The 12997-nt window shown below is 66.2% G+C and carries 9 protein-coding genes and 1 pseudogene; 3 read left to right on the top strand and 7 right to left on the bottom strand.

The window, feature by feature from the left end; translation table 11 throughout:
• Nucleotides 1–8: 8 nt before the first annotated feature.
• Together grpE and dnaK are read right to left on the bottom strand one after the other, a co-directional pair.
• Nucleotides 9–878 (bottom strand): nucleotide exchange factor GrpE, encoded by an 870-nt coding sequence (gene grpE / locus BKA25_RS00800; RefSeq protein WP_069852905.1) that lies wholly within the window; start codon nt 876–878, stop codon nt 9–11.
• A complete protein-coding gene (dnaK, locus tag BKA25_RS00795) occupies nt 875–2743 on the bottom strand; it encodes a molecular chaperone DnaK (RefSeq protein ID WP_069852907.1) in 1869 nt (622 codons plus the stop codon). The genes grpE and dnaK overlap by 4 nt, the downstream gene beginning before the upstream one ends.
• 731 nt (nt 2744–3474) lie before the next feature.
• On the opposite strand from dnaK, the gene BKA25_RS00790 reads away from it, so the two are divergent.
• The 3 genes from BKA25_RS00790 to BKA25_RS00780 all read left to right on the top strand — a co-directional run bounded on the left by BKA25_RS00790 (nt 3475) and on the right by BKA25_RS00780 (nt 8959).
• Nucleotides 3475–5529 (top strand): S1 family peptidase, encoded by a 2055-nt coding sequence (locus BKA25_RS00790; protein WP_157421320.1) that lies wholly within the window; start codon nt 3475–3477, stop codon nt 5527–5529.
• A gap of 248 nt (nt 5530–5777) precedes the next feature.
• Nucleotides 5778–8084, top strand: coding sequence for a (Fe-S)-binding protein (locus tag BKA25_RS00785; protein ID WP_069852910.1), 2307 nt, complete (start codon nt 5778–5780; stop codon nt 8082–8084).
• A 377-nt stretch (nt 8085–8461) separates the two neighbouring features.
• Nucleotides 8462–8959, top strand: coding sequence for an NUDIX hydrolase (locus tag BKA25_RS00780; protein ID WP_069852912.1), 498 nt, complete (start codon nt 8462–8464; stop codon nt 8957–8959).
• Nucleotides 8960–9046: 87 nt separating this feature from the next.
• On the opposite strand, the gene BKA25_RS27450 is transcribed toward BKA25_RS00780, so the two are convergent.
• The 5 genes and pseudogenes from BKA25_RS27450 to BKA25_RS00760 all read right to left on the bottom strand — a co-directional run bounded on the left by BKA25_RS27450 (nt 9047) and on the right by BKA25_RS00760 (nt 12754).
• Entirely contained in the window at nt 9047–9214 is a 168-nt protein-coding gene (locus tag BKA25_RS27450) for a DUF397 domain-containing protein (RefSeq protein ID WP_236751042.1), read from the bottom strand.
• 126 nt (nt 9215–9340) lie between these two features.
• Nucleotides 9341–9799 (bottom strand): annotated as a pseudogene (locus BKA25_RS27135) (peptide deformylase); the annotation flags it as partial.
• 366 nt (nt 9800–10165) lie between these two features.
• Nucleotides 10166–11344 carry a M20 family metallopeptidase gene (locus tag BKA25_RS00770; RefSeq protein ID WP_069854178.1) on the bottom strand — a complete coding sequence of 393 codons (1179 nt, stop codon included), beginning with the start codon at nt 11342–11344 and terminating at the stop codon, nt 10166–10168.
• A 48-nt stretch (nt 11345–11392) separates the two neighbouring features.
• On the bottom strand, nt 11393–12214 hold the full coding sequence (locus BKA25_RS27445) for an XRE family transcriptional regulator (RefSeq protein WP_069852913.1): 822 nt from the start codon (nt 12212–12214) through the stop codon (nt 11393–11395).
• A gap of 27 nt (nt 12215–12241) precedes the next feature.
• The gene (locus tag BKA25_RS00760) at nt 12242–12754 is read right to left on the bottom strand and encodes a hypothetical protein (RefSeq protein WP_069852915.1); all 513 of its coding nucleotides are present in this window, start codon (nt 12752–12754) and stop codon (nt 12242–12244) included.
• Between the last annotated feature and the right edge of the window lie 243 nt (nt 12755–12997).

Here is a 12997-nt window from a genome sequence, read left to right as displayed (position 1 = left end):
TTCCTCGGTCAGTCTTGCTTGTCCGTCGGTTCCGCGGCGTCGGCTGCCGACTCGGCGGGCTTCTCGTCCTGCTCGGCGGCGGCACCCGATCCGTTGTCGGACGCAGGTGCGCCCGCCTCGAAATCGGTCACCGCGACCAGCGCGGGACGCAGCACCCGGTCCCCGAACCGGTAACCGCGCCGCAGCACCGCCGTCACCGTCGGGCCAGACACGTCCGAGGACGTGTCGTGCGCGACGGCCTCGTGCTCGGCGGGGTTGAACGGCTCGTTCTCCTCGCCGTAGGCCTGCAGGCCCGCCTTGGTCAGGGCGTCGACCAGCTTGTCGGCCACCGACTTGAACGCACCGGTCAGGTCGCCGTGCGCCTCGGCCCGACCCAGATCGTCGAGGACCACGAGGAGCTCGGCCGCGAGCTGCGACTTACCGGCGACCGCGACGGCCTCGCGATCGCGGTCGACCCGCTTGCGGTAGTTCGCGTACTCCGCGTTGATCCGCTTCAGATCCGCAGTCCGGTCGGCGAGCTGACGGGTGAGGTCCTCCCACTCCGCCTGCACCGGGTCGGATGCGGGCTTCGTGGGCTCGGTCGCCTGCTCGGCATCGACCACCGACGGAACCGGCTCGGAGTCCGGCGGGATGGGGAGATCAGCGACGTCCTCGGCCGTCGGGAACACCGGCTGTTCCTCGGCGTCGTCGACCTCGTCCACCACGACAGCCTCGGTTTCCTCCGGTGCCGTTGGCTGCTTGTCCGTCGTCTCGGCGGGGTCGGGCACGCGTACCTCTCCGGTCTGCGGGTCGATTCGGCGGCGGTCGTGGAACGCGAATCGGGGTGCTTCGCTGCCTTCCTCTTTCTCCGGGTTCCCCGAACGGTCCGAGGTGGTCACTTCTTGTCGTCCTCGTCAACGATCTCGGCGTCCACCACGTCGTCACCCTTGGGCGTGCCCGCGCCTGCATCCGCGCCACCCGCAGCGCCCGCGCCCTCGGCGCCGGGAGCGCCCTGAGCGGCAGCGGCGTCGGCGTACAACGCCTGGCCGAGGGTCTGCGATTCGGTGGACAGCTTCTCGACCGCGGCGCGGATCGCGGGCACGTCGGTGCCCTTGAGCGCCTCGTTGGCCTCGGCGATCGCCGCCGTGACCTTCTCCTTGGCCTCGGCGGGCAGCTTCTCGTCGTTGTCCTTGATGAACTTCTCGGTCTGGTAGACGAGAGTCTCGGCCTGGTTGCGGACCTCGGCCTCTTCGCGACGCTGCTTGTCGTCCTCGGCGTGCGCCTCGGCTTCCTGCATCATCCGGTCGATCTCGTCCTTGGGCAGGGCCGAGCCGCCGGTGATGGTCATCGACTGCTGGTTGCCGGTGCCCAGGTCCTTCGCGGACACGTGGACGATGCCGTTGGCGTCGATGTCGAAGGTGACCTCGATCTGCGGCACGCCACGGGGAGCGGGCGGCAGGCCGATCAGCTCGAACATGCCGAGCTTCTTGTTGTAGGCCGCGATCTCGCGCTCGCCCTGGAAGACCTGGATCTGCACCGAGGGCTGGTTGTCGTCGGCCGTGGTGAAGGTCTCGGACCGCTTGGTCGGGATCGTCGTGTTGCGCTCGATGAGCTTGGTCATCACGCCGCCCTTGGTCTCGATACCCAGGGACAGCGGGGTGACGTCGAGCAGCAGGACGTCCTTGACCTCGCCCTTGAGGACGCCGGCCTGCAGCGAGGCACCGACCGCGACGACCTCGTCGGGGTTGACGCCCTTGTTGGGCTCACGGCCGCCGGTGAGCTCGGTGATCAGCTCGGCGACGGCGGGCATCCGGGTGGAGCCACCGACCAGCACCACGTGGTCGATCGCGGAGACGGAGATGCCCGCGTCCTTGATCACGTTGGCGAACGGCGCGCGGCAGCGGTCGAGCAGGTCGGAGGTGATGCGCTGGAACTCGGCGCGCGACAGCGTCTCGTCGAGGAACAGCGGGTTCTTGTCCGAGTCGACCGTGATGTAGGGCAGGTTGATCGTGGCCGTCGACGAGGAGGACAGCTCGATCTTGGCCTTCTCGGCGGCTTCCCGAAGCCGCTGCATGGCCATCTTGTCCTTGGTCAGGTCGATGCCCTGCGCGGCCTTGAACTTCTCGACCAGCCAGTCGACGACGCGCTGGTCCCAGTCGTCACCGCCGAGCAGGTTGTCACCCGAGGTGGCGCGGACCTCGACGACGCCGTCGCCGATCTCCAGCAGCGAGACGTCGAAGGTACCGCCACCGAGGTCGAAGACCAGGATGGTCTGTTCTTTCTCGCCCTTGTCGAGGCCGTAGGCCAGCGCGGCCGCCGTCGGCTCGTTCACGATGCGCAGGACGTTGAGTCCGGCGATCGTGCCCGCTTCCTTGGTGGCCTGCCGCTGCGCGTCCTCGAAGTAGGCGGGCACGGTGATCACAGCGTCGGTGATCTCCTCGCCGAGGTATGCCTCGGCGTCGCGCTTCAACTTCTGCAGGGTCCGGGCGCTGATCTCCTGCGAGGTGTACTTCTTATCGTCGATCTCGACGGTCCAGTCGGTACCCATGTACCGCTTGACCGACCGGATCGTCCGGTCGACGTTGGTGACGGCCTGGTTCTTGGCCGACTGTCCGACCAGGACCTCGCCGTTCTTCGCGAAGGCGACGACCGACGGCGTCGTCCGCGAACCCTCGGAGTTCGCGATGACCGTCGGTTCACCACCCTCCAACACGGCGACAACCGAGTTGGTCGTACCGAGGTCGATACCGACCGCACGCGACATCGAGGAACCTCCTGCTAAAAGACGTGTTCTATCCAAGCCATGAGCGACTCAGACTCAAGTCTAGAAGACTCTGAATCCCCCGACGGCGACTTGAGCGAGTACCGCTCAACCTTCCTGCCAACGCAGGATAACCACCGAAAGTTCCCCAGGTCGAAGAGATCCACGAAAAGCGCTTCCCACCAGCGGATATCGCCACACTGACGATGTCGGATCCCCTTGGACCCAAGGCAACGAGGGGTCTGCCGGGTGGGCGGAAACACATCGCCGAGGAACCCGGCCCGAGATCATCGACGGCGCTGGCGGTTCTATCGAATCGACGACGTTCCATCCGCGAGCCCAAGGGCGGCGGCAGGCTTCCGGCCACCGCAGCGCGCGGACGCGGAACAACCCCATGCATCGCACCGGCCCCGTCAGACGCGACAAGCCATCGGGGCCACCACAGGCACACCCGTGTTCACGCAATCACTCTGTGTCGAACCGATGTCACCCGATGGTGACTAAATACACGTCCGAGCATTTCCGTGCGCAGCATACGCGAGCAAATCGGACACATCGCCCCGAAGTCGACCGAGGGTTAGACCGCCCACACGCTGCGTGTATAACGAACAGGTCAACTTCGTACCTATTTTCACGAGCTCTCCCCATGTCGACCATCCATCCGGTTACGGTCCCCAACGTCACCTGAACGTGTGACCCCAACCGGGGGGCTGGGGCACTGGGGAAGGAGCTAAATGAGCAAGGCAAGTCCCAGTCGGGGGCTGCTCGCCGCGGCACTCTCCGCAGGCGTGGTCACCCTGGGGGCCTTCGGGGGCGTGGCAAGCGCCCAGTCCGAGGACGCGACCCCGCTGAACGGCACCGACGTGAACGTCGAGTCGATCCCCTCGCAGATGCAGGTCGCCATCGAGCGTGACCTCGGCATCAGTGCCGAAGCCTATGCAGAGCAGGCCACTGCGGCAGGCAACGCGTCGAACACCAGCGCCCGGCTCGCCGGCGAACTGGGCGACAGCTTCGGCGGCTCGTGGTTCAACTCGGAAACGAACAAGCTTCATGTGAAGGTCACCGACAACGCAGCCGCCCAGGTGGCTGTCGACCTCGGTGCCGAGGTCGAGGTGGGTGGCGTCAGCCTCGCCCAGCTCGACGCAGCAAGCGCCGAACTCGCGGGTTGGGCTTCCGGCCAGGGCGGCCTCGTCGCAGGCGTCTCGGTCGACGTGCAGTCCAGCTCCGTCGTCGTGACCCTCGGCAACGGCGAGGAGGCAGCCGCTCTCGAAGGTGCGCTGCCCGACGTCGGCGTCGACGTCACGACCAAGCAGGAGACCGCCGAGCGTCGACTCGTCGACATCAACGGTGGCGACGGCTACTTCACCGGCAACCAGGCCGAGGACGACATCGTCGGCGTCTGCTCCTTCGGTTTCCCGGCGTACAACGCCTCGGGCAACCCGATCTACCTCACCGCAGGCCACTGCTACGGCGATGAGGACTTCAGCGTCGCCTACCGCGAGATCCCCGGCGAGCAGCCGACCCTGCCGCTCGAGCGTCTCGGCGACTTCGACGTCGTGTCCTTCGGTGAGAACAACACCGACTACGCGACCATCAACGTCACCGGCGACAACATCGCCCCTGCCGTGAACACCTGGGACGACAACGCGACCACCATCACCGGTGTCGTGGAGCCGATCGAGGGCATGGAGGTCTGCAAGTCGGGCCGCACCACCCAGTACACCTGTGGCGAGATCACGCACGCCGCAACCACCTGGGAGGGCGTGAACGACGGACAGGGCAACCTCGTCGACATCGACGGCTTCGAGCACAGCGCCTGCACCGAGGGCGGCGACAGTGGCGGTGCCATCGTTGCGGGCTCCCTCGCCGTCGGCATCACCTCGGCCGCCGCGGGTAACGCGGACGGCGGCTGTGAGATCACGGATGGTCAGGGCAACCCGATCGACCCGATCTCGCTCGGCGTTTCGCTGACCGAGAACGTGCTGCCGCACCTCGACGGCGTCGCCGTCCTCAGTGAGGTCAACGCACCGGTCATCGAGACCCCGGAAGACGGCCAGCGCATCGGCGAGGACGAGCAGGTCATCGCCGGTACCGCCAACCCGTTCGCCACGGTTTCGCTGCAGATCAACGACCAGGCCGCCGAGGTCACCGCAGATGAGGACGGCGCCTGGGAGATTCGTCCCGACTCCGCTCTTCCGGTCGGCGAATACTCGGTGACGGCGTCCCAGACGCTGACCGTGGGTGGCGAGACCTGGACCTCCGAGGAGACCAGCCTCAGCTTCTTCGTCGCCCCGGCTGCTCCCGCCATCACGGAGCCCGCCGACGGCACCGAGAGCGACAACGCGACCCCGACCGTGAGCGGTACCGCTCAGGCCGGTGCGACCGTCACCGTCTCGGTCGACGAGGAGACCGCAGGCGAGACCGAGGCCGACGCCGAGGGCAACTGGACGCTCGACGTCACCGAGGAGCTCGCTCCCGGCACGCACACCATCACCGCGGTCCAGGTGATCGAGGGCTCCGAGTCGGCCCCGGCCACCGTGACCTACATCGTTCTGGACGACCAGGGCGAGATCCCGCCCCCCACCACGCCCCCGGGCGACGGTGAAGAGGGCGCGAACCCCCCCGGTGCAGACGCACCGGAGCAGGATGACGAGGACGACCTGGCTGACACCGGTGCGAACTTCATCCTTCCGCTGATCATCATCGGTGGCGTTGCTCTCGCCGGCGGTACCTTCATGGTGCTGAAGTTCCGACGTCGCAACGCCTCGGGCACCGACGGTGTCGCCTGATCCAAGGTGATTCCGGTTCGATGAACCGATGAGCTATACCGCGAGGGCGGCCACTCCGGATCGGAGTGGCCGCCCTTTCGTTTGCCCGCAGGCGGTTCTAATACCTGCGACGACTCGTACTCGGCTGCGAAGGCGAGCCCGGGTACGAGGACACTCAACACACACCGACCAGACACCCGCAGTGGTTACCGATCAGTAACTTGACGTACGCTGCCAGCACTCGGAAGTTCGGACTGGAGGCTTCGAGGATGGATGTCCTGTATCTGGCCCTGGCAGCGATCAGCTATGCCGTTACCGCGGTTGCTGTCGTCCTGCTGAGCAAGGCCGTGGTGAGCATCGTGCGCACGGTCCGGCTCGGACAACCCGACCCCACCCGGAACGGCCCATGGCCGAGCAGGCTCAAGAACATGCTGGTCGAGGTGTTCGGCCACACCCGCATGCTCAAGTGGAGCGTCGTCGGCGTCGCCCACTGGTTCGTGATGGTCGGCTTCATCACGCTGATCCTCACGCTGATCGAGGCATACGGCGAGACCTACAACCCGTTCTTCAGCCTGCCGATCCTGGGCAGCTGGAGTCTGTGGGGCCTGTTCGTCGAGATCATGGCCACCACCACGGTGCTGGGCATCCTGGTGCTGATCGGCATCCGGCAGCGCAACCACCCGCGCCGCGCCGATCTTCAGTCCCGCTTCGCCGGTTCCAACTTCTGGCAGGCCTACTTCGTCGAGGCGGTCATCCTCGGCGTCGGCGTCTGCATCCTGCTGATTCGCGGCTTCAAGGCCGCCAACGACCATCTGGCCTACCCGGTCTGGGCGGCGCCGATCTCGCACGCCCTCGGCTCGGTGCTGCCCGCGAGCCCGGCAGCCATCGGAATCGTCGCGACGATCAAGGTACTGATCTCGATGACCTGGGCGATCGTCATCGCCAGGAACCTGACCATGGGTGTGGCCTGGCACCGGTTCAGCGCCTTCTTCAACATCTACTTCAAGCGCGAGGCCGACGGCGGGGTCGCCCTCGGTGCGGCCAAGCCGATGATGAGCGCGGGCAAGCCGCTGGACTTCGAGGAAGCCGACCCGGACACCGACGTGTTCGGCGCGGGCAAGATCGAGGACTTCAGCTGGAAGGGCTGGCTCGACTTCTCCACCTGCACCGAATGCGGTCGCTGCCAGTCGCAGTGCCCGGCCTGGAACACCGCCAAGCCGCTGTCGCCCAAGCTGCTCATCACCTCGCTGCGCGACCACGCCTACGCCAAGGCCCCCTACCTGCTCGCGGGCGGGCGCAAGGACATGGCGGGTGACGAGGTCGGCATCGTCGGGGAGAACGCCGAGGCCAGGATCGCCGAGATCCACCGCGACGTGCTCGCCGAGGCGGAGCGGCCGTTGGTCGGCGGACCCGACGAATTCGGCGTCATCGACCCCGAGGTGCTGTGGTCCTGCACCAGCTGCGGGGCCTGCGTCGAGCAGTGCCCGGTGGACATCGAACACGTCGACCACATCATCGACATGCGCCGCTACCAGGTGCTGATCGAGTCGAACTTCCCGAGCGAGCTCGGGGGCATGTTCAAGAACCTGGAGAACAAGGGCAATCCCTGGGGCCAGAACGCCAAGGAACGGTTGGCCTGGACCAAGGAACTCGACTTCGAGGTGCCCGTCTTCGACGGCGAGCTCGCCGAGGACGTCGAATACCTCTACTGGGTCGGCTGCGCGGGCGCCTTCGAGGACCGGGCCCGCAAGACCACCCAGGCCGTCGCGGAACTCCTGCACCTGGCAGACGTCAAGTACACCGTGCTCGGCTCGGACGAGACCTGCACCGGAGACCCGGCCCGTCGGGCGGGCAACGAGTTCCTGTTCCAGATGTTGGCCCAGCAGAACGTCGAGACGCTCAACGCCGTCTTCGAGGGCCGCGAGAAACACAAGCGCAAGATCGTCGCCACCTGCGCGCACTGCTTCAACAGCATCGCCAACGAGTACTCGCAGCTCGGCGGCGACTACGAGGTCGTCCACCACACCCAGTTGCTGAACCGCCTGGTCCGCGAGCGGCGATTGACCCCGGTGGCCGAGGTAACCGAGGACGTCACCTATCACGACCCCTGCTACCTCGGTCGGCACAACCAGGTCTACACGCCGCCGCGCGAGCTGATCGGCGCCTCCGGTGCCGCGCTGCGCGAGATGCCCCGCAACTCCGAGCGCTCGATGTGCTGCGGCGCAGGCGGTGCGCGGATGTGGATGGAGGAGCGGGTCGGCAAGCGGATCAACGTCGAACGGGTCGACGAGGCGTTGGGCACCGCCACCACCAAGATCGCCACCGGCTGCCCGTTCTGCCGGGTGATGCTGACCGACGGCGTGACCGCCAAGCAGAGCGAGGGCGAGGCGCAGAACGTCGAGGTCGTGGACGTGGCGCACCTGCTGCTCAGTGCGGTGCGGCGCGGCCTGAAGCCGCCGGAGCAGGAGAAGGAGGTCGGCGGTATCGGCACCGACGAACGCGCCGACGTGCCGACCGACGAGACAAGCACCGGCACGCCGCTGCCGGAGCAGGACGACCAGCCGAAGAAGGACTGAATTCGGCCTGAAGTCCCGCTCTTAGCACGAACAACGGCGGGACCACGCTCGGCGAAATGGTCGTCGAACGTGGTCCCGCCGTTGTGCTATCTCAGGGATCGCCAACGCTCCTATAGGGCTGGCAAGTGGGCCGTGTACATCTTCGAGGTGCATCGGCGGGTCAGTCGAGTCGATCGACTTTCACCCGACCCACCGACCATTCTGGGCTCGCCGTGCGCCTTTCTCAGTCCGCGACCACGTCGCTGCTAACGTCGGACCCCGCCACGGTGGCCACGCACGCCGAGCCGGAGCCCACGTTGTTCTGACCCACCAGCCGGTTCGCGGTCGGCTGCCGGACTACATATCCGTCAGCCGAGACCGCGAGGACCAGCCGCAGGATGACCGCCTCGACCAGCACCATCACGCCTCGCATCGGCGCCCGTGTCCTATTGCTGGACCCCGCCGACCGTCTGCTGCTCATCCACGCTCTCGACCCCGCCGACCCCGATCACCACTGGTGGGAATTGCCCGGTGGTGGATTGGACGAGGGCGAAGACCTTCACGACGCTGCGCGGCGCGAAGTCGCCGAGGAGACCGGAATCATGCTCCCCGCCCTCGGCCGCGAGCTGTGGGTCCGCGAATCCCGCTTCCGCTACAAGGACCGTGACCACCACCGCATCGAGCACGTTTTCCTCGGCCGCACCCCCAGCACCGCGCCGCAGGTCGCACTCAAGCCCACCGAGAACGAGAAAGCCGGGCTGATCGAACGCCGTTGGTGGCCGGCCGACGAACTGCGGCAGTGCCGCGACAAGCTCTTGCCCGCGACCCTGCCTGCCCTGCTCGCCGACCTGCTCGCGGGCCGGTTCAGTCCCACGCCCCTCACGCTCGTCGACTGACAGTCTGGCGATGGTCGGGAGCGCCATTTCGGCGCGGATCAAACAGCCTCTGGTCCAGCGTGGTCCGGAGGCTGCTCTCGTGGCAGGTCAGCCGAGGCGGTTGGTCTTCACTGCGGTCAGGAACGCACCGAACGCCGCGCGTCCGACCACGAGAGTGCCGCCGTCGCGGTTCTTGGTGTCTCTGATGCCGACCAAGCCGGGAGCCTGCCCGATCTCGACGCAGTTGGCTCCACGTTCGGCTTGATCCCCATCCACCCTATGTGTTCCGTTTGATAGATGATCGCTATGAGCAATAAGGCGCCCGGCCCGTGAGTATTTCCAGTTCGTCCCGGTGCCTCGGTACTGCTCGACCGGGATTGGTTCGATCCCCTCCCGCATCCGGTCCGTGTACAGGTGGCCGTGCAGGTGGTCGATCTCGTGGGCTACGAGCCGGGCTATTCCGTGTTTGAACACGGTGATCTTCGTGGTCCCATCGATGACGGTGTGCTCGACGTGGATGGTGTGTGAGCGGGGAACCTGCCCACGAACGTCAAAGAAGGACAGACACCCCTCGTACTGCTCATCCGACTCGCCCCCTGACTCGATGATTCTAGGGTTGAACAGGGTGATTGACTCGCCATCCGGAGTACGGACAATCGCAGCAGCCCTGTCGATCGCGATCTGTGGCGCCGCGATGCCCATCCCTTTGCCGAAATTGTGGGCCTGAGCGACTCGTTCGGCGGCGGCGTTGAGTTCGATCACCACACGGTGGGCGTCATCGGCTTCGACCGGAAGGTCGAAAGCACGGGCGGATCGCCGCAGCCTCGGATCGGTGTCCTGGACTATGCCCAATGCGGCCATGGTTTCGCTAGGCAGGGCCGGGAGTCCATCGTTGGCGGGTGTACAACCACGAGAATTCCCGAGCTCGAATGCGAACCGGCTCATCTCGGCATCCGCCCCCCTCGGTTGTGTTTGGAATGATCCCCAACCCTCCGGCAGACTTTGTGACCATGAGCGACCAGGAGACTCCGCTCAGTTTAATCGCCATTCCTCAGGTCGCGATGTCCTAGTTCCACACCTTGGGCGACTCGTTCCCGCCAGCGGACCTCTACGAACAGCCGTTCTGGGGCGATGCTCTTCGGACAACACTTTCGCCCTGCATCCGCCCGCGATCCACCGTGGGCCGGGGCGCCTCACTGCTCGTTGGCGAAACTGCGCATGGCCGGGCTACGGACACAGGAGCGTTAGTACCGCAGCGTGATAGATGGCTTGGATGGTGGGAATGGTAGCCAAGCGGATGCGTTCGTCGGTGCCGTGTAGGCCGACGTAGTCGACGCCGAAACCTGCGGTGGCGGGGATATTCAGGCCAGCAAGGTAGTTGCCGATATTGGACGGTCCGGCGATCTTGGGCTCGACCTCGACACCGACCGTTGTGGCGGCATCGAGGATGGCGGTGCGCAGGAGGGAGTCCTCGGCGAGTGAGAACGCGGGCCAGCGAGTGTCGACCTGGATGAGGGTTGGTTGGGTTCCGGGCCACGCATCATCGACTTGGGCGACGAGGTGTTTGAGCAGGCGCGCGGCGTCTTCGTCGTCGAAGTTGCGGGTGGTGCGGACGTCGACGTGAAGGGTGCACAGGTCCGGGGTGACCGAGTAGCCCTGGCCTCCCTCGATCGCGGTCACGGTGAGCTTGCCGGCCATCGGGAATTCGGAGCTGGCGCTGTCGGCGAGTTCAGCGGCGGAGAGCACCCGAACCAGGTTGGCGGACTTCTCGATGGCGCTCGGGGTGGTTTTGCTGCCACCGGAGTGCGAGGCCACACCGTGCACGTGCAGTTTGACGCGGTGCACGCCGCGTCCGCCGACGACGAGTTTGTCCATACCGGGGTAGCCGATCATCACGCCGGCCACGTCGTCGGGCGCGTCCGGCCCTTCGAAGTAGCGTTTCGCTCCGCCGAAGGCTCCGGTGTGCTCGTCAACATCGAACAGCAGCACCAGGCTGCCGCGCAGTTGGTGGGTCATGGTGGCGAGCCGGGTGGCGATGTGGCAGAAGATCGCGGCGCCGGACTTGGAGTCGGCGCTACCGCGCCCGAAGAGCCACCCGTCTACGATGATTGCTGCGGTCGGCGCATAGGTCCAGGCAGTCTCGTCGCCGAAAGGCGCCGTGTCCAAGCAGGCGTCGAGTACCCAGCGGGGACCGGGACGCGTTCCGCGGATCTCGCAGGTCAGGCCGACCGTGGCGCCGGTCTTGTCCTTGAGTACGGTGCTGGCGAGGTTGCGCTGTTCCAGCCAGCCGCTCAACCGGTTGAGCACCGGCTCGTAGGGGTCGATACCGCCCCGGCTGGGGATAGCGACCAGTTCACGGGTCAGGGCGATGACCGACTCGTGGTCCTCGGTGGCTGCGGCCAGCACGTCGTGCTCACCGCCGTGATCGATCGTGTTCACCACCGGCACCTCCCCTCATCCACGCTCTGCTGGGCATCGTTTGAGTGTCTCGCTTTGCACGGTCGGCAGGCCGCGCAAGGCCTGGTCACTCTCGACCCGACGGGCTCCGGCGTAGACCTGTCGTACGTGGTCGATCAGGCGTTCGGCGACTGCCGCCTCGAATAGCACTCCGGAGTCGAACGCCTCGGACGAGGTCAGTGAAGGGATCGGCACAACGGCGGTGGACTCCGAGGCGCAGAAGAACCGCTCCGGGGTTCCGGAGTCGTCCTCGACGATGCCGATGTGCAGCGTCTTCAACCCGAGGCTGCGGTCGTGTGGATCGCGGATCTTCATCAGTCTCAACAGGTGGTCCTTGAGGACCTGGTGGTGCGGCGGACCGAACAGGACCCGGTAGTGAACCAGCTCGGGTCGCTGCGCTAGCACGGTCTCGATCGCGTCGAGGTAGGCCGCGTCACGTGAGCGCGATCCCATAACCGCGAGGTACTGGCCGGCGTCGCGGACCAGCTCGGTCATGGCAGAGCGCAGATCGTGGTGGCCGACCAGCAGGCGCGGTGTCTCGGATGCGGCGGTGAGCTTTTGGTCTTGGTGGGCGAACAGCACTTCCGGGGGCTGGGCATAGTAGTCTGCGAGCACCCTGCGGTACCTGATGCTGGTGATGTGCTTGCCCAGCTCCCAACCGGACAACATACTCGGCGTGACGCCGGACGAGCCTTCTTTCGACCGTTTGTCGAGATCTTCGCAGACCTGCTCCAGCGTGGCCGGGATCGACAGGCGCGCTCGCCGCAGCGGGGATACCCCCAGAGCGGTTGCCGGGTTCTTGGGTGCACGCCCGGCCATCTCGCCCCCTCCGCATTCGTGATGTGATCAGGCTACGGAGGCGGGGTGCTCCACAACCAGTTCTCTCACCGGTTCGGCCGCTGTGAACTTGTCGCATACGCGTGCGAGCGTGGGGTTCTTGTCCACCAGGGTGTAGCCCTGCGGTGGGTGGAATTTGCCGAGCATGCCGGTTAGTTCCTCGTCGGTGAACCCCGGGAACTCGCGCACCTTCCTGATCGGCAGCGCGAACCCGTTCTCCAGGTCCTTTAGGTACTCGAAGACCGATGCGCCGTTGCCGACGCGAGCCTGATCGGCGATCTCGGCGATCCGGGTCGGGCTGGCCACGACGGCTTCGTCGAGGTTGATCACGGCGGCCAGCTTGGATACCGGCGCGGTGAGGTAGACGAACCACGTGGTCGGCCGGTCAGCGAGATAGCGGCGGCGGAACTCGTGCCGCTTGAGGCGCTGCCAGATCAGCTCGTAGTACTCCGGGTTGAGCGACATCAGCACCCGCTCGACCGGGAGATCGAACTCTGCGGTGCCGAACAGGTCGTCCTGCACTCCAGGCTCCCGTCATCTGATCATGCCGCCGGGACAGCGGCCTCCCCAAACCAACGAAGTGTAATCACCCGGATGCGCGGCGTCCCACTGCGATACCCCCATTCACCTGCTCACCTGCGATTTCGCCGCAGGGGTGAACAACGAATCCACAACCGGTGCGCAACAGCCATGAACACGGTGACCTGGCCCGAACAGTCACGGGAAGTGACGCTGCACCTACAAAGAGTGCGGCACACCAGCGGA

It is taken from the genome of Actinoalloteichus hymeniacidonis (assembly GCF_014203365.1).
Taxonomy (GTDB): Bacteria; Actinomycetota; Actinomycetes; order Mycobacteriales; family Pseudonocardiaceae; genus Actinoalloteichus_A; species Actinoalloteichus_A hymeniacidonis.
Note: the sequence above shows the minus strand (reverse complement) of the source record. Positions and strands in the feature narration are given on the sequence as shown.